Origin of the sequence: Schlesneria paludicola DSM 18645, assembly GCF_000255655.1 — a bacterium.
GTDB classification, from domain to species: Bacteria; Planctomycetota; Planctomycetia; order Planctomycetales; family Planctomycetaceae; genus Schlesneria; species Schlesneria paludicola.
The window spans coordinates 992,073-1,010,752 of sequence record NZ_JH636434.1; the positions used below are offsets into that span (position 1 = coordinate 992,073).

Annotated in this window: 11 protein-coding genes; 4 read left to right on the forward strand and 7 right to left on the reverse strand. The window is 55.4% G+C overall.

Annotated features, from left to right (window positions below; all coding sequences use genetic code 11):
- Positions 1–47: 47 nt before the first annotated feature.
- Entirely contained in the window at positions 48–1,136 is a 1,089-nt protein-coding gene (locus tag OSO_RS42150; protein ID WP_010582354.1) for a dienelactone hydrolase family protein, read from the reverse strand.
- Between the two features lie 654 nt (positions 1,137–1,790).
- On the opposite strand from OSO_RS42150, the gene OSO_RS0104765 reads away from it, so the two are divergent.
- Positions 1,791–5,711, forward strand: a complete 3,921-nt coding sequence (locus OSO_RS0104765) for an FHA domain-containing protein (RefSeq protein WP_010582356.1) — start codon at positions 1,791–1,793, stop codon at positions 5,709–5,711.
- A 161-nt stretch (positions 5,712–5,872) separates the two neighbouring features.
- Here the strand turns inward: OSO_RS0104765 and OSO_RS0104770 are convergent, their stop codons facing one another.
- From OSO_RS0104770 to OSO_RS0104780, 3 genes are all read right to left on the reverse strand, one after another.
- Positions 5,873–6,667 carry an HpcH/HpaI aldolase family protein gene (locus OSO_RS0104770; protein ID WP_010582357.1) on the reverse strand — a complete coding sequence of 265 codons (795 nt, stop codon included), beginning with the start codon at positions 6,665–6,667 and terminating at the stop codon, positions 5,873–5,875.
- Positions 6,668–6,873: 206 nt separating this feature from the next.
- Positions 6,874–9,099, reverse strand: a complete 2,226-nt coding sequence (locus OSO_RS0104775) for a PqqD family peptide modification chaperone (RefSeq protein WP_010582358.1) — start codon at positions 9,097–9,099, stop codon at positions 6,874–6,876.
- A 116-nt stretch (positions 9,100–9,215) separates the two neighbouring features.
- The gene (locus tag OSO_RS0104780; protein ID WP_010582359.1) at positions 9,216–10,181 is read right to left on the reverse strand and encodes an efflux RND transporter periplasmic adaptor subunit; all 966 of its coding nucleotides are present in this window, start codon (positions 10,179–10,181) and stop codon (positions 9,216–9,218) included.
- Between the two features lie 355 nt (positions 10,182–10,536).
- On the opposite strand from OSO_RS0104780, the gene zwf reads away from it, so the two are divergent.
- Positions 10,537–12,120 carry a glucose-6-phosphate dehydrogenase gene (zwf, locus tag OSO_RS0104790; protein ID WP_010582360.1) on the forward strand — a complete coding sequence of 528 codons (1,584 nt, stop codon included), beginning with the start codon at positions 10,537–10,539 and terminating at the stop codon, positions 12,118–12,120.
- A gap of 123 nt (positions 12,121–12,243) precedes the next feature.
- Here zwf and OSO_RS0104795 read toward each other — a convergent pair whose 3' ends face one another.
- The 3 genes from OSO_RS0104795 to OSO_RS0104805 all read right to left on the reverse strand — a co-directional run bounded on the left by OSO_RS0104795 (position 12,244) and on the right by OSO_RS0104805 (position 15,627).
- Positions 12,244–13,425 carry an N-acetylglucosamine-6-phosphate deacetylase gene (locus OSO_RS0104795; RefSeq protein ID WP_010582361.1) on the reverse strand — a complete coding sequence of 394 codons (1,182 nt, stop codon included), beginning with the start codon at positions 13,423–13,425 and terminating at the stop codon, positions 12,244–12,246.
- Between the two features lie 66 nt (positions 13,426–13,491).
- The gene (locus tag OSO_RS0104800; RefSeq protein WP_010582362.1) at positions 13,492–14,724 is read right to left on the reverse strand and encodes an LL-diaminopimelate aminotransferase; all 1,233 of its coding nucleotides are present in this window, start codon (positions 14,722–14,724) and stop codon (positions 13,492–13,494) included.
- A gap of 138 nt (positions 14,725–14,862) precedes the next feature.
- Entirely contained in the window at positions 14,863–15,627 is a 765-nt protein-coding gene (locus OSO_RS0104805) for an SDR family NAD(P)-dependent oxidoreductase (RefSeq protein ID WP_010582363.1), read from the reverse strand.
- 833 nt (positions 15,628–16,460) lie between these two features.
- Between OSO_RS0104805 and OSO_RS0104815 the strand changes: the two genes are divergently transcribed.
- Both OSO_RS0104815 and OSO_RS0104825 read left to right on the forward strand, forming a co-directional pair.
- On the forward strand, positions 16,461–16,850 hold the full coding sequence (locus tag OSO_RS0104815; protein WP_010582364.1) for an ArsR/SmtB family transcription factor: 390 nt from the start codon (positions 16,461–16,463) through the stop codon (positions 16,848–16,850).
- Positions 16,851–17,023: 173 nt separating this feature from the next.
- Entirely contained in the window at positions 17,024–18,595 is a 1,572-nt protein-coding gene (locus OSO_RS0104825) for a hypothetical protein (RefSeq protein WP_010582365.1), read from the forward strand.
- Positions 18,596–18,680 lie beyond the last annotated feature (85 nt).

The window sequence follows — 18,680 nt, forward strand, 5'->3', positions numbered from 1 at the left end:
AAAGTCGATGTTTTCGAAAAAACGAGTCACCCGTCTGAACTCAAGATTCACCGATGAACACTCGAGTTTGCGTCCGGCGCCAATTTCTGTATCAACCAGTCGATTGCATAGTTCTCAGACTGGGGAGTCACAGCATGACCTGTATTCGGTTGCAATAGGCATTCGAACTGATCACTCGCGCCCGCCTGGACGTAGGCAGCACGCGCGGACTCGATGCAGAGATTCAGCCCGCCGAGCGGTGTTCGGTCATCTCGGTCGCCGTTAATGACAAGTAGCGGACGCGGGGCAATTGCCGGCAGCATGGCGGGACCATCGAAGACATCACAAATTCCCGGGACAACTCGATCGTAGAAACGACGGATGAACTTGGCATCGAGCGTCGTCACACCTGCATCGCGCGCAGCGGCATCCACGGCAGACTGAATCGTCCCGATCCGTGAATGCCAGGCGTCGTGACTCAGCGCCCAGCCGAAACTCTGCACACCAATGCACGGAACCACGGCAGCCAATCGAGTATCTGTCGCCGCGGCGAGGTACAGCTCAGTTCCTCCTTTGGAGAAACCGATGCCTCCGATCTTCTTCGGGTTGATATCACGACGCGTCTCAAGGTAATCGATCAATCGCAGCGTGTCCCAGACCGTGTCGTAAAGAAAGGGAAACTTGTTCCCCGATTTCCACGTTTCAAAGATGGCCGCACGATATGAGTCCGCCCCTTTCTCACCATTCAGCCGTTCACCCGAATAGCGGGCGTCGATCGCCACTGCGGTAAGGCCTCGCGAAGCCAGCCGGCGAAGTAGAGGCCGCATCGCATCCTTGCTGCCGCCTGTTCCATGCAACACGATCACCGTTGGACACAGACCGTGACTCGAGACGGGTTTGACCAGCCGTCCCGGTACGACTTCTCCCGCCTCTGAATTGAAGGTGAAATGCTGTTCGATCAGATTCTGCTCGTGTGACTCAGGCTGCTCGCGCGGGTCCAGTGGTGATCGGGGGCGATCAATCAGCTTGAGAAACCGGCCTCGTGTCATGGGATCACCGGGAACTGGACGAGGTGGACGCGTTGCTTCGTCAGCGTTTAACAGTCCCTGCCCCGCAATGAACAGGCTTGCCACAAACCACGGAATCACAAACCGCATGTTCGATGTACTCCTGAAAGTCGAACGGCCTGGGTGAGCGCTGTGGCGCATGCAATTTGGCAGTCATACGGCATTTTTGGTACCCGAGAGATTAGCAGATTGGTCCACATCAGGTCACGTTTCCGTTGTGGGAAGCCGGCCTTCCATGTTCTCCACCGTCACGCAGGATTGTGCCGAGGAATTGGCTGGAGCCCCACATTCGCCCCTTTGAACGTTCCGCATCAGTTTCGTTAGAAGCTGGATAGCTGTCGTTTCCCGCACAGTCCGTTCCGCCTGACAATCTCATTCGATGGTCAATCTTGGATCAGGTTGTCATAGGTCGAGCGACCGTCCAAGGATTTGTGGGACAAGACGCAAGTTAAACCTTACCTGAGCCGAAAAGTCAGTGATGTGTCTGGCGGGGACATTGTCATTCGATGTTGTGACTCTGTTCAGTGCGAACATTCGACAAGGTCCCTTCAATCGTTAGACACCAGTGGAAATCACAGGGACTGGCTCCGCCCAGATTCGACAACGCCATGACATCGTGAACGCCGAGGCGACTGCCCCCTTGATTTCAACAGGCGGTTCGTCGCTGCACTCGTCACGAACATGGATTCCGCTCGTCGTATTCGATCGGCCCTCTCAGTCATTCGTCGCGGAAAGAGCTGAAAAATGATCTCTGTTGCCAGCACCAAGAGCCGTCATCCACGCACCGCTCGATCAAGCGGCCTGCTCGTGCTGGAACCGCCACGTCATACGCAATTGCCGTTGGCGTATCTGCCTCCTGGCAAGCATTTGATCGGCACGAGCGACATCTGTGCCATTCGCGTTGTGGCGGAAGGCGTTCAACCGCGTCACGCGATGTTGCTGGTTGGCGATCAGATGATTCTTCTCAAAGCCCTTGATCCGCGGACTTGGGTCAATGACGGCGTCGTGTCGGAAACGACACTTCGACCGGGCGATCGGATTAGTATTGGACCGATCACTTACAAATTGCGTATCGCCACGGCGGATGAACTGCTCGACTTCAACGCCGCTGAAGTCGAAACGCACGCTCCTGCGATCCCGCCCGAACCTGTTCAAGTCATGTTGCCATCGCAGATCAGACCTCAGGTGCCGCCTCCGATTCCACCGGAGTTGCTTGCGGAAGCCATGCGATTCGTCGCCGTTCTACCGAATACGGAATCGTCGATCCCGGCCCCCGTCATTAAGACTGCGACGGAAGATGTTCCACCAGTTGGTTTTAACCAACCCCAGAACGTCGTCGCATCGATTGTGTCTTCGCCGGCCATACCGTCTGAAGCCGTTGATATCGAACGGATAGCGCTAGACGAGCCTGCGACACCGATTTCGCGAGTCGAGTGTGCACCGCCTGTGGCAACGCACGGACTCGCATTGCGAGAAATTCACCGGCAAATTGCCATGTTGAATGATCTGCCAATGGTTGTTGATCGCGGTCGCGACGATGCACGCCTTGAGGAAGAACGGCAACGGCTGAATGTTAAGGAAGCAGAACTCGCGCAGCTTGCGGAAGAGCTATCGCGACAAGCTCAACGTCTGCGCGATCGACACGGTCAATTGTCTGAGCGCGAGTCGGCACATGAACGAAAACAGTCGCTGCTGACTCAAGAACAAGAGCGCCTTGTGGCGGCGGCTCAATCGACACGGCGCGATCTGGCCGAAGAGCACGCGCGGCAGAAAGCCCTGTGGCAAGAATGGGACGCCGCGTATCGTCGCACGGCTGACGAACTGAGGGATCAGCTGGAGTTTGTCGAGCAGCGTCGAGGCGCGTTTCAACAGGAAGCAGAACGTATCGCGGAAAGCCGCATCGAGCTCCAACGATTGCGAGAGGACATTGAACGTGATCGTCGTGTCGCCGCGACAGAACGAGTTCAAGCCGCGCAAGAGTTGGGCGAATTGCATTCGACGCGTGCCGCATTCGAAACGACGCGGCGCCAACATTCGGTTGAAACCCAAGAACGCGAAACGCAACTGACGAACGAACGCCACGCACTGGCAATGCTGCAGGATGAGTTGCTGGCAGCGCAGCAGCGAATGGAACATGATCGAACCTCATTCGCAGCCGAGAGATCTGCCGAATCGCGACAACGCGAGCAAGAAGTGCGCGAACTCACTCAGGCGCGAATGCGGCTGAACGATGAAGAGACTTCGCTGCATTCTCTTCGGATTGAACTCGAATCTGATCGCCAATCGTTCGAACAGGAACGTGAATCCCTGCGACGCGAGCGTGAACGGTTCGACGCCACGCGGTCCGATGTCGACGGCCTTCGAACTGAGTTGAGCCAGGTGAAGTGCGAACTCGATTTGCACCGCCAGTCGCTCGATGAACATCTCCGAGCGAAACGGACCGCCGATGAGCAACTCGCGCAATTGCAGGCAGAAATCGAGAGAGTCAGACAATCCAGAAGCGATCTTGAAATGAAGCTTGAGGCAGAACGCCGCGAACTTCAGCGCGAGCGAAACGGATATGAATTCGAACGCGCCGATGTGGGCGGACTGCAGGCCGAACTCGACCGTTTAAGACAGCGTAAGATCGTCCTCGAATCTGAACTGGAATCCGAGCGGCGCGACCTTCAACGTGAACGGAACGCTTATGACTTCGAACGCGCGGACGTGGAACAGCTGCAAGCCGATTTGAACCTGGCGCGGGCCCAGCTTGTCGAACACGAGCGAATCTTCCTGGGCCACGCTCAGGGAAAAGACTCCGTCGATTCCGAAGTACATCGATTGCAAGCGGAAGTCGAAGAGTTGCGTCAATCGGACAATGCGCTTCGGTTGCAACTCGATGCCGAACGACACCAGCGTCAACTCGAACGTGAATCATTTTTGGCGACACGCGAAGAAATGAGTGTGGCCCTCACGGCATCGCACGCCGCCCAATACCGGTTTGTCGAACCGTCCTCTGATGATGACTCCCCAACGGGGCCAGGGACCGCCGGTCATTGGCGCCATGAGTCCGTTCCCACGTCGACAAGCGAAATGACCTCACTTCTTGGTCCTGAGTCGTCATACGAATCACTGACCGGCTCAATGACAATGCTACCGCCACCAATTCCGGCTGACGGACTGTCCTCGACAAGCAGCGTGGCTTGGAGTGGACAGTCGATTGGCGACAATCCGGTTGACGAGGTGCCCCCTGCACACCAATCGGGGTTATGTCACTCTGACGAGGTGATCAATTGTCGGGATGAAAATGTGTGGAGTTCGGCACGAGGGACTGAGCCGACACTCGAATCAGAGTCCCCGTCGTCGATTCAGACCACTGCGATGGCGTACCATGAAGCATTCGCCGACGAACCGCTGCCGCCGCAACACCAGGAAGACGAAGTTGCACGTCGTGTCATTGAGACAATCGACTCAACGTTGTCAGGCATGTCTCAACTCTTCGGAACGAATGCCCTAACACACGAAGCAAGTCAGCACGATGTGGAATCGTTCGAACGCAACTCGCTCGATCAGGTTGGCGGAACGAGATTTGACGCAACTGAGCCATCGCTCGGAATCGAATCCGCGTTCCGACGTGCAAGTGGCGATGGCGAGGATCTGTCGCTACCAAATTTGCGTGCGCAATTGGCACAGATGTTTGATCTTCCCGAATCACCGTCCTCGACTTTCGAACGGTCCTCCGAGGATCAGCGTCTGTCAGAGACCGCCCCGATTCAATCGGAGGAATTGTTAGAGAGTCTCTCTCAGTCAACAATCTCCTGCGACGCGGGTCGAGCACAATCTGACGTTCTCACAACGACGGCCGAAATAGCATCCGGGGACTCGCCAGATTCAGCAGGGACCGCCGTAGTGACGACCGACGAGTCTGAAGAAGACAATGCATGGACTCGTCGATTGCGCGAACTTTCGCAGTTGGCGGCACCAGAACCATCGCCCGCACCTGCTCCAACTTCCCCCGTTGTCGCGGTGCCTCCTGAATTGCCTGCCCCCGAGATCGTGACGGAATCCTCCGAAGTTGATGAGTATTCGGTCGAAGCACAGTTGGCCCGATTGCTGGGTAAGCCGCGGCGTTTTCCCGATACCGCTTCCGGTGCGACGCCATCAGAATCTGCACCAGAGGAACCGAAACCATTTGCGGTCTATGTGCCTCCCGTTGAATCGGCGCCAGAGTTCAACGCCGAGGACCGGTCCCATCTGCTGGCTGAGCCACGGCATCGTCAGAATAAGAACGCGATCCGAGAGGAAGTGCAGTCATTTCGCGCCGTCGCACAGATGTCCGCTCGTACGGCACTTGCCAAGCATACTTGGGACAATCTGCGGAACGAGTTCTACTTGACGTCGACGCTGACGTCGATTTCAGCCGTCGCAACGGCTTGGTATCTCGGCTCATTTGTCGTTGGAAACGAGACCGAATCGTGGAAGGGACTCGCCTGCGGACTCGCCACGCTTTTGGCGTCACAAAGGTTGATCCGGGCCTCGAAGCAACTCAGTCAATGGCGTAGAAAAAACCTGCTGCGAACTTCCACGAAGAAGGCACCTGCCCCGCCGCTCTCATTGGTTGTCGATGCAGCCGTGTCAGACGCGGGTTTGTCTGACGCTTCGAAGGAAATTTCCAGCGACAATTAAGGCCCGCGCGAGACCACAGGGTGCAAATAGCGCCCCAGATGTCACGCGAGAAAATCGAGTTTCGCTGCATGGCTCGCTTACGATTGGCGAGCCATGCGGCAAAGTAAAGACCTTGGAAAGTTGTCGGTCAGGTCAGCAGAGGTCGCGGCATTTCCCAGCCGTTAATACCTGGCGAGATCTTCAGCGTCTTTCAGCGACAGACCCTGAACCATTTTTTGGGCCTCGGTAACCATGAACTTCAGTTCGCTTCCCAAGGCAATGAATTGCCAGCCTTCGGCGATTCGCTTCTGAACGGCTTCAACGGTTTGCACGTGGATTCCGACAGGAGTTCCGCATTTCTTGCCGATGGCCAGGACCTTTTGCAGTTCGGCTTCAAACGCTTCAGGAGAGGGATCTTTGCCATCCGGTCCACGCATCTGAAATGTTAAGTCGTGAGGACCGACGAAAATGGCGTCGACGCCGGGCAGGCTGTAGATCGCTTCCGCATTTCTGACGCCTTCCGGGGATTCGGTTTGCAAGACGACCAGAACTTCATCGTTCGCGTACTTGTAGTAGTCGCCAGCGGTTGCATTGAAATTCATCGCGTGCATCCCGCCGCCAACCGAACGGTTGCCGATGGGGGGATACTTGGCCGCGGCAATCGCGATCTTGGCTTCTTCGACGGTATTGACCATCGGAACCACGATCCCATGTGCCCCAGCGTCGAGAACACGTTTAATATAGTCATGGTCGCCGCGCGGCACGCGACACAGGCAAATGCAACCTGCATCCGCGACGGCGCCGAACAATTGCCCCGCGTTGTCCCAGCCGATCGGAGAGTGTTCAAGGTCAACCGTCAGCCAGGGAAAACCAACGCGCGCCATCAATCGCGCGGCAAATACGTTGCCCAGCGACAACCATGTTCCAACTTGTGGCAATCCGGCTTTGAGTGCCGCTTTGACCGAATTCTTCCGCATGACTGCTCCCGTGCGAGACAAAAAAGACCGCAAACACAGATTGCGATGAGTGTCCTCGCGACGGGAAGCGGAAGCAAGTGAGCACGTGTGGACGGATGAAGCGGCGCTTCAAATTGCTCCAGGTCGCTGCCGCTCCTTCTGCAGGCGTCATTCAAACGCGTGGCACTCGAACAACTTGACGGCCCAGCCCTGTATGGTAGCCAATCTCACATCTTGAAATGGAACGTCCGCCGAACGTAACGCCATAGCCAGCCGAATGCCGATCGTTTGACGGCCATGAACCTTGCCGTTCCTCGCAAGTTCGACTTCAAAAGCTCGGGCGTTTCATCGAGTTCAATCGTCGCCTGATAGGCCGATTCTTGCAGTTGCTGACGACCTTCACGATCACCCGTCGTTGCAAGCAGTCCGCCATTTCTGACCGACATCGTCTCTGGGGCATAGTCGGAATGCGCAGTGGCAATTTGCGAGATGGTACCGCGGTACACTTTTTCGGACTGGTGGTCGAACTTGAGCCCCACCGGAAGCCCAATCGTGACATCTTGCCGATCCGCTTGATCGAGATACAGGATGGCGTGCATTCGCTGATCGGGCGCGATACTCAGCAACTTGGTTCGTTCGGCAAAGAAGGCACCGGCATTCTTGATATCAAGCGGTGTCCCGGTCCAACCGGATAAATGAGCTCTCTGCTGTTGCAACGAGGGCCCCGCTTCTCGCTGTGGTTCCACGACTGTGCCCGAGATTGGGGCGATCACAACAAGGTGCTTTTTCCGTTCTTCGAGCTCGTTCAGTTGTTCACGAAGTGAAACGATGCTCTCTTCAGCCAAAGCACGTTCGCTGCGATCATCGACAATCGAAGCATTTCGCAAGTTTTTTGTTTTCAGTTCCAAATGGAGCTTCAGTTGTCGTTCGCGATCTTCCAACAGTGGATCATGCAAGACGGCAAGTGTCTGGCCCTCTTCAACTCGGTCGCCTGGTTTCACTTTCATTTCGACCAATTCGCCGGGCACTTTGGTGAAGACATGTCGAACGTCTTTTGGTTCGATGACGAAGGCCGCCCATTGAATGAATGGAATTTCGATCATGCCCAGACAGGCGACCAGTCCCGCCAGGAACAGCGTCGTCAGCGCCAATCGCCACTTGCGAATCGGCTGCTCGCGGGGTGCGGAAAGGATTTTGTAGGCGTTCACGGACATTTGCACCACGATCCCCACGAGAGAGAAGACTGCCAGCGATTGACCGATGCTTTGTAGTCCGTATGGCTTCAGGACGGTGTAAAGAAAGATCAGGATACTGCCGAGGATGATCCAACTGTAAAGCTTCGAGGCAATCGCATAGAGAATGAACCAGTGCTGATTTGTTTGAGGCATGAACGGATCGTGACGCGGCTCGATTCCCAGGCATAAGTGCGCGAACCAATCACGCGTCAACTGATCCGCCTTGTTGCGCATGTTGGGGATTTCGAGGAAATCGCTAAGCATATAATAGCCATCCAGCCGCATCAGCGGGTTGGCATTGAAGATCACCGTCGTGACGGTCGTCACAAAGAACAGATTCAGACAGAGGTAGTGGAAGAGCCCTGGCGATGTGATCCACCAGAAAAAAATCGCGAAGGCCGAGATCACGATTTCAATGAGCATCCCGGCGGCTCCGATCAGAATGCGCGCCCACTTGTTACGCAGCATCCACGAATCTGACACATCGCAATAGAGACAGGGGCTGCCAACCAGCAGCATGACCCCCATCTCGTGACACTCACTACCCATCATCTTGCATGACAAACCATGCCCGAATTCATGAATCACCTTGGAGCAGGCAAGTGTCAGCCAAAGGAAGATCAGATTGGGCCAACCGAAGAATTGGTTGAAGGCCGGAAGCCCCGCCTGAAACGCTTGAAACTGAATGGCCAGCATCAGCCAAGAACAGAGAACGACGAGTGTCGCGATCGCGGCAGTAATGGGGTGATACATCCATCGCGTCCAGGGCACCATCGCCCCCAACAGCGAATCGGGGTCCCATCCCGGCAACCGAAGTGAGAGAATGTTCATCAGTCCGGAAAGCATTTTTTGTCGTTGGCTCTTTCGCTTTTGACGAATTCGAGCCGTGGCCTGACCTGGTCGAATACCGTACGCCAGCCCTTTCGAATGCAAGTCCGCGCACAGCGCCTGTGCATCATTCAAGGTGGGGCTGACCGCCGGAAATTCACGAACCAATTCGTCGCGAATCGATTCCAGGCTTCGTTTTCCGTCCAGCAGCATCAAAACGCGATATTGGTCTGATCGAAGACGGTGATAGGTCAGACCGACCGGATCTTTGATGACGAAATGGGAAACACCCTGGAATTCGATTTTTCTGACAACAAGATCATTCCGACCTCGGAGCGGAACAGGCCGCTGAGACGATCGCATCTGTTGGGTGGGCGCCGCCATCGACATGCGAACGTGGCCTTGTCGTTTCAGGGTATCGAACGCGCCGATCCGACGTTCGCCTGCGTCGGATATTGAACTCTGGCTTGATCACATCAAACCGTGTTGCATTGCGTCCAGGCGAATCAAGGGCGTTCCGCTGTTCTGCTGGACACACGTTTGGGGACCTTACCCTGCTCAAGCAATCGGGATCGTTTCAACGCCGTCTGCTCGTCGAGCTCAATTTCCATTTGAGCTTCCAATCCGGGCCGCAAAATGTTGTCGCGGTTTTGCACTTCGGCATAGACACGCGTGGTCAGATCAACGGGATCAGAGACGGGGTCAACGAACGTGATCCGCCCTTCGAATTCGACGTCTTCGCCGGGCAAGTCAATGTCTTCGACAGACAGCTTCACCAGGACTTTGGCTCCCTGTGTGGCATACGGCAATGCGGCCAGACGGACACGACCTTCGATTCGTACACGATTCGTGTTGATGATCTCGGCCACAGGATCACCTTGACGGACCGCTTCACCCTTCTTTTTGAAGATGCGAGTCACGACGCCATCGAAATCGGAAATGATCGAATAGGTTTTCAGTTCGGCGGCGGTGACTTCGTAGTTCAGCTTCGCCAGCTCCAGTTCATGTACGGCGTGATCGATCGACAGGACTGCCTTGTCGCGGGCTAGCTTGGCCTTGTCGACTTCCGCCTGGGCGACGGCCTGCAGTCGATCAACCGAGTCCTTGCTCGATTCTTCGGCCATCTTCTCCATCATTCGAAATTCTTTTTCGGCGGCGTCCCGTGCCACCTTCGCAAATTTGACTTCGACTTCGTTCTTCGCTTTTTTTTCGGCAACCGCCAGATTGGCGCGAGCCACCTCGTCGGCAATCAATGCGATTCGACTTCCAACCGTGACCGTTTGCCCTTCTTTGAATTCCAGACTTTTGATGATTCCCGCTCGATCTGATGCCAGCGTGACATGATCGAGCAGCGTGATTCGACATTCTTCGACAGGAACCAGTCGTGTTGATTCGACACGCGGCGCCGTTTCGTCACCACCTGAAATGGCTGCTACGAGCATCAGGCAGAGTCCGCCTGCTATTTTTCGCATCTCGAAATCGCCTCCACTTGTCGCAGGATGAATGAAGATTCTGATTTGTTTTTATGAGTAATCTCCGAACCCCGCAAGAAGGAATTCGCCGGTCAAAACTTCGCGAACCGAAATGAATGTGCACTTGGCGGAATATTTTCACCCGTACCGATCACAAATTGTGAAACAGACGCAACGAAACATACCAGTTCTCTGATGGATATGCGTGGTTTCTCGCAAATTCGGAATGCGAATCAGATTCGCGTGGGACAAGACAACGATCGTTCGTTTTTGTATGACATGCACATGAGGTGAATCACGAACAGATCGTGGGCCGCCAATGACTGGTTTTTGACTGTCGGATTAGGAAGTTCTGATGTCAACATCGACAAACACAACACAAAACGCCGCGGAAGCCCCTCATCTTCGCCCAAATCCGGAAACGGCGAGCATCTTGATCTTCGGCGCATCCGGCGATCTGACCGCGAGAAAACTGTTGCCCGCCTTGTTTGACCTTTGGAACGACGGCTACCTGTCTGATGAAGCGCCGATCATTGGGGTCGCCCGGCGTGAGAAATCCGATGAAAGCTTTCGTGCGGAAATCTATGAGGCCGTGAATGGCAGCGTTCGCAATGGTGCTGTCACACCCGAACAGTGGGAGCGGTTTGCGCGACGATTGTTCTATCGCCAGCTTGATATCGCTTCGGCTGAACACTATCCGCAGTTTCATGCCGACCTGAATGCCATCGAAGATCAACAGGGAACAGGCCGAAATCGAATCGTCTATATGGCGACTTCACCCGATCTGTTTCTGCCAGCTGTCGAACATATGGGCTTTGGGAACATGATTCCTGATCGCGACGCCAGCCACTGGCTGCGCGTCGTGTTCGAGAAACCGTTCGGTCACGATCTGGCATCGGCCCAGGAACTGAGCGGCAACTTGCGACGCCTGCTGCGCGAAGATCAGATCTATCGAATTGATCACTATTTGGGCAAAGAAACCGTACAGAACATTTTGCTGTTCCGATTCGGTAACTCGATTTTTGAACCGTTGCTGAATCGAAACCACGTCGACCACGTTCAGATCACTGTCGCGGAATCACAAGGGTTGGAACGGGGACGTGGGGGTTACTACGACAACTCGGGCGCACTGCGCGACGTGCTCCAGAATCATGTTCTGCAGCTGCTCTGTTTGATCGCGATGGAACCGCCAGCGCTGTTTCATGCTCGCGATTTGCACGATGAAAAACTGAAGGTCCTGAAGGCGCTGAGCGGCGGAAACAAGGGGGACATCACCAAGTGGGTCGTGCCCGGACAGTATTCGGCCGGAGTTGTCGACGGGCATCCCGCAGTCAGTTACCTGAGCGAAGAACGGATTCCCGCCGATTCGCGAACAGAAACCTACGTTGCAATGAAAGTGCAAGTGGATAACTGGCGCTGGGCCGGAGTTCCGTTCTATCTGAGAACAGGTAAGCGATTGCCGTCGCGCGTTTCAGAAATCGCGATCCAATTCAAACTGCCACCGCTAAACCTGTTCAACACAGTGGAATGTGATGGCGATATTTGTGCATTGGTGGGAGCTCAACCCAATCAACTGGTCTTTCGAATTCAGCCCAGTGAATCGATCAAGTTGTCGTTCTCAACCAAACGGCCAGGGATGCAGTACCAGATTCATCCGGTCACGATGGATTTCAACTACAAGACGTTTACCGAAGCCCTTCCCGAAGCGTACGAGCGATTGCTGCTCGACGTCCTCAGGGGTGACTCGACTCTGTTCATGAGAAGTGATGAACTGGAAGCGGCCTGGCAGTTTGTCACGCCCATTCTCGACTTCTGGCAAAAAGCGAAAACTATGCCCGAGCCGTATCGTTGTGGGACCTGGGGCCCTCGCGCTGCCGACGAACTGCTGCACAACGATGGTCGCAACTGGCGTTCACCAGGACAAAAGCCAGCGAGCTGACACTTCGTGTCGTTCCCGTGGGTCGCCAACAGGGCCGCGGTTGCCGGAAACGAGAGGAATTTCGAACGCCCTGATCGACGGATGCGACACGTCGGATTAGAGCGTTCGATTCAGTAGGCAGCGTCAGTAGGCGACTAGGGTGCCGAACTTCAGTTCCCCCGAGGCGATGGTCGCCTCGATGTCGAGTCGATCTCTGGTCTCTGAGCGTCGAAATAACATTAGGTCGGCGCGCGATCCCGCACGCAGTCGGACGACTTCCTGCCCCAATAGGCGAGCTGGGTTTTCGCTCGCCATGTCAACCGCCTCTTTCAGGGTCACACCGGCAAACTTGATGGCATTGACGACGCACGTGTCGGTCCCTTGAGCCGAACCCGCCAGCAATTCGTGTTGTCCCGCGACGACCAGCTTGCCACTTGGCAGGATTTCACTCCGTCCCAGCTTGTTCTCATAGATGCCTGGCGGACAACCCGCCCATCCTGCGGCGTCACACGTCATGATCGTCTTTTGAATCGTTTTGGCTCGGATAAAGATCTGAACCAGATTCGCAGGCAAATGGTGCCCATCGACAATCAGACTGGCGTTCAGTCTCGGATCGCCGAGCTGTTCATAGATCACGTTGCGATGGCGGTGCATCATGGAAACGGCGCCATTCCCCAAGTGCGTACTGAGTGTTGCTCCGGCGTCGGCCGCGGCGCGAATCTGTTCGGGGGTTGCCGCGGTATGTCCGATCGAAATCACGATCCCATCGGCAACCGCCCGACGGATGAATTCAATTGCATTGCCAGCTTCGGGCGCCAGCGTGACCAGTCGAATTCGATTTCCAGACGCCCGCTGCAACTTCTCGAATTCCTCCCAGCTTGCCGGACGCACATGTTGTTTCGGGTGAGCGCCCCGGGCACCATCCTCGGCCGAAATATACGGTCCCTCAAGGTGGCAGCCGCAAACCATTCGATTTGCCCAGGGAGCTTGCTCGCACGCCCGTCGAATTGCCGAAAATCCCGTCTCCAGCCCTTCGAATGAGTTGGTAATGAGCGTCGGGCACAGTCGCGTGACCCCGAATTGATAGTAGGGTTCAAGAGTCTTCAGCACGGCATCGGGAGTCAGGCTGTCGTCACTGAACCACACCCCACCGAACCCATTAATCTGAAGATCCAGGAGCGCCGGCGCGACGTAGGGCCAGTCACGGACATCTCCTTTCGGCCAGGCCGGTTCGACCGATTGAATCCGGTCGCCGCGGAGTTGTACGCGAACGGGTTCGCCGTTCGCGTAGTGCCGACCGTACAGTGAGATGCCGTGTTGATCCATCACCGAACCGATCCGTTAACGAAGGATAGGGGCGTCGCGTCGTCGGGCAGGCGATTGTGCACAGACCTATGCAAGTACCTGCTTGATCCTCGCGACCGCTTCTTCGATGTTGGCCCGATTGTTGAAGGCACTCAGGCGGAAATAGCCTTCGCCCGCTGCCCCGAATCCACTTCCGGGCGTTCCGACAAGATTGGCTTTCGACAGCAGATGATCAAAGAACTGCCAGCTCGTCATGGCACCGGGCGTCTTCAGCCAGACGTAAGGAGCGTTGGTTCCCCCATAAACCGTCAGGCCCGCCTCGCGCAATCCACGGCAAAGGATCGCCGCATTCTCGAGATAGAAGTCGATCAGCGCGCGAACTTGCTTGTGTCCAGCGTCCGAGTAAACGGCTTCGGCACCGCGCTGGATGATGTAGCTGACACCGTTGAATTTCGTGGTGTGCCGTCGGTTCCAAAGCGAATGCAGTTCAACGGATTCACCCGAGGCCGTCTTCGCCTTCAGCCCTTTGGGAACAACCGTGAAGGCACATCGCGTGCCTGTAAAACCCGCCGTCTTGCTGAAACTACGGAACTCGATCGCGACATCTCGCGCCCCTTCGATCTCGTAAATCGAATGCGGAATCGACGAATCGGTGATGTACGCTTCGTAAGCTGCGTCAAAGAAGATGATCGTGTCATTGGCCTTGGCATAGTCGACGAACTTCGTCAGCGTCTCTTTTGTCGCCACGGTCCCCGTCGGGTTGTTGGGATAGCACAAATACAACAAGTCGACTTTGCGATCCGGCAAGGACGGTGTGAACTGATTCTCGGCGGTGACGGGCAGGTAGACCAGACCGGCATAGCGTCCGGAATCGTCGGCGGCCCCTGTTCGCCCCGCCATGACGTTCGTATCGACATAGACCGGATAGACGGGGTCCGTCACACCGACGACGTTTCCTGCTCCGAAAATGTCGAGAATGTTTCCTGTATCACACTTGGAGCCATCGGAAACAAAGATTTCATCCGCGGCGACGTTTGCGCCGCGGGCCGCGAAGTCATGCTTGGCGATGGCGTCACGCAGAAAGTCGTAGCCTTGTTCGGGGCCGTATCCGCGAAAAGTCTCGCGTTTGGCCATTTCATCGGTCGCACGATGCATCGCGTCAATAATGGCACTTGGCAGCGGTTCGGTGACGTCCCCGATCCCTAACCGAATGATTTTCGCGGACGGATTTTCACCGGCGAATTTCGTGACGCGCCGTCCGATTTCAGGAAACAGATACCCCGCCTTGAGCTTCAGGTAGTTGTCATTCACAAGTGCCATGTCGAATTCTCCGTCGCGTCAGAAGCCAATCTTGGGGGCTGCATAAGGTCGATATGAGGGCCTGAAACTCACCAGGAGTTTTTGGCGCAGCGATCGAGTTGTAAAACTCGCAGTGAGCGAATTCAACCGTTCGCCCGATCAACGTACTGCTCCGCCGTTGACATTAAAAACCTGCCCCGTCACGAACGAGGCGGCATCGCTGCATAAAAATCGTGCGGCATTCGCAATATCTTCTGGAAGCCCCCACCGGTGCAAGGGGGTTTCTTTTATGACGCGCTGATGCCAGGCATCGCTCGCGATTTCGCCCCAGGCGGTCTTGATCCAGCCGGGAGAGATGCAGTTTACACGCACATGTGGAGCCAGGCTGAGTGCCAGGGACCGGCTGAATCCCATCACCGCATTCTTCGATGCGGCGAAAAGTTCACCACTATTCCCCTCCATTCCACGGTCTGCCTGATCCCAGCCGATCATCAGAATGGCTCCCCGTCGCTGCTCGAACATCTTCTGACCAGCGGCTTTTGCGATCAGCATTCCGGCCCGTACATCGACATCGAACAGCTCCGAAAGCTTCCGTTCGTAGCTCCAATCTGCGGCGGGGCCCGTTAGCACATCCGCTCCGGCGTTGTTAACCCAAATATCGACCTGACCAAACGCCGACCACGCCCTGTCGACAAAATCGTCGAATAAAGGACCGCCCCGAAAGTCCGCCTGAACCACTTTTGCAGATCGGCCCAGCGATTCAATCTCCAGGGCCAGCTCATGGGCGGCGTCAATAGACCTCGCGCAATGGATGACAATGTCGGCCCCCGCTCGCGCGAACTCCAGTGCTATGGCACGCCCAATTCCGCTCGATGATCCGGTAACGACAGCAATCTGATTGGTAAGACTGGCAAAATCTGTCACGAAATTGTCTCAAACAAATGTAGGAATGGGAAAAGTTCTTGCCGACATCGAACAAAAATCGTCCGCTCGGGTCTGTCAGTCGCCAGGACAAATTCTGTCGAATTCGATCAATTCAACAATCAGCCGTGAAAGAATCCCACGTTTTTGCGGTAAATATCGTTGAGATGTTATGCGTCTTTTCGGCAGCGGCGGCTGCAAATGGCATGGATTTAAAGTTGATTGGTACGGCACGTGCTAAGTGTGGGGCGGATTCGATAATTGACCTTGGAATGTCTTAATTTTGTATGAATTATTCTTGATCCATGACGTAACAGCCCTGAAAGAAAGGGGTTTTTCATTTCGAATTCTTCAATGAAGCCTGTTGACGCGCAGCGGATAGGCCGACATACTACACGGTATCGTTCTGGCAGCCCCCTGCAATGGGGAGGTCGCCTGTTCAAATTTGGAGTTATTGTTTTCTTTTGCACATCGCATTCTTCGCCGGTTCCGGTCAGCCAGGAAATTTGCCTATCAATCGAATTTGAGAATTTGTCGTTACCCCATTTCGGGGACTTCGAACTTATTCACCAGGTACCCTTCACAGGACCGTAGTCTCCATTTGGAGCGCTGGTTCCGGATCCGCATTTCATCAAAGCTCAGGATTGAGCTCAGATAATCGCCAATTTTGCCATTTCAAAAGTGTGGCTTGCTGGCAGCAAGTGAGCGGTTCTTGCTCACTCGTATGGCCTATTACGGACAATAGCCAAAGGATAATCAGAGTGTCTCACCGTGACACGAACCACGAGTCTGCTTCGAGCTTGAAGCCGGACTCACAACTAGAGAGTGAGAAGGATATGATCGCAACGTTTGGTGCCCTAGAAGCGGTTCAGGCTGGGTCCCCCATCCCCGAATTGTCAGAGCAACTTGAACGCGACCTGGTGCAAGTTTTTAAATTGCTGGCCGACGAGACGCGGCTTAAGATTTTGATGTATCTGCTACGCGAACGGGAACTGCATGTTTCCGCTTTGTGTGATCGTTTGAATCAGAGTCAGCCCGCCGTCAGCCACCACCTGGCGCTGTTGCGTGTTGCCGGCCTGATCGAACCCCGACGCGACGGCAAGCACAATTTCTACTCCGTTCGCGAGAAGCATTTCCACAAGCTGATCGCCGAACTGTTCAAGACCATGAGCGATCCCGGTCGCGATGAACTTCGGTTCCAGAATTTCGTGCTGACCCAAGAGTGACCGACGATTCCTCTTGGCACTTGTCAGAGTTTGTGAGAGCATTCCTGTCTGTTCCTTGTGAACGGGGGAATGCTCTTTGCCTTGATACCCTGATTTTCACCCTCGATTCCTCCCCTCAAGCGGACGCCGCTATCAATCGTGTCCGAGACGTTGTCTGAGGGATCATTGGAATCATGAAACGCCACAATGGATTCGGGCGAGCCCTTGCCATATTCGCCTGCTTCATCGACCAGGTTGCGACCGCCGCAGATCCCATTGCGACCCGACCGTACTCGACGATTTTCATTGCCAGCATCGATCGCGTTCTCGACCTTTGCGAAGTCGTTTTTGACGCCGTTGATCGCCCTGATTTGGCGGAATCGTTGGACGACCGCCTCAGTGGCGTCCGCCATCTCGCAGGAATTGAACGGTCGAAGCCGTTGGGCCTAATGACAACCTGGAATGAAGTGGAGCCGGCGGAGATCCTCTTTTTTCCCGTCGAAGACCTGGATGAATTCTTGAAGACGGCGACCTTCGGCGTGGTCGGTTACCATCAGGTCACCTTAAATCACTTCGAAATTGAACGCCCTGGAACGCCGTATCACTGCGTCATTCGAAAAGACTATGCGTTTCTCGCAGACAGCACCGAGGCTGTTCAGGCACTGCAAATCACACCCGAGCAACTGACTCGTGGATTTCGCGAGCAGTATGAAGCCGCGGTTCTGGTGGATCTAAAACAGATCCCGACCGCGGTCAAGAAGCGATACGTGCTCGGATGGCGCGAGCAAGTCGAACCATGGCTGCAGCCGCTTGACGATGAAGAACCCGAATCGGCGCGTCTCCGAAAATCGATTGGGAAACTGGCGCTCGACACCCTTGAGCGAGTCGTGCTCGACACCGAGATGGGTACCATCGGAGCGCATCTTGACCCCAAGACACGTCATTTTCGGCTCGACCTCGCGATCACCGCGAAACCTGGGACCGCGATGGCAATCGGGATGAACCGCTGGGGAACGACTCGTAGTGAATTGGTGTCACTGGTGAGTCCCGACGTTCCGGCGGGGCTTGCCATCAATCTGCCACTCGGGGGGATCGTCGACCAGATTTTAGGAGGCGACGTCGAGCCAGCTCAGGGATCGCGGCTGGAAGCAGCCCTGCAAGTCGCTGGTAACGGTGTGGGTGACTTGTCGCTGATTGCAGCCTTGCATGGCACCGATGTCACCAAACTGAATGACGCCATTCCCGACCTCCTGCTGAAGCTTGAAAAATCAGGATGGCTTGTTGAGATCCGCGAAGGATTCGAGACGCACGTGGGCGTTGTGCTACATGGGATGACCCCGCGCGTACTCCCCGAGACGGTCACACGGCTCGTGGGACCCGAGCCTGAGTTGATCGTTGGACAAGGAAAAGGTGTCGTTTGGCTGGCAATCGGACGTGCGGAAACAGTGGCGGATCGTCTGTGTGATGCGATTGATTCGATTGGAGAGAACGTCGTGGTCGAGGGGGGAAAAAGATCGGCCGTGCCGATGCTTCGTGCGCGCTTTCAAGCCAAGAAGTTACCCGAACTGGTGGCGTCCGACCTATTGCTGCCGAAGATCGATCAAGAATCGACTCGAGCGGCCTTTGCCGATGGGCAGGATGCCTTTAGCTTGACCATTGAGCCGGTGGAGAATGGAGTTCGCCTTCGAATCGAGGCGGAAGAAGGTTTCGTACGGTTGATTGGCCGCGATTGGATCAAGCAGGTGGAAATCGCCAGTCCCCAATAAGGGATGGAACTCCGCATCGCCACTGAGAACGGTACATTGGCGGTGAACAACCATGGCCGCCACAGCATGATCCGCGAGACTTTCC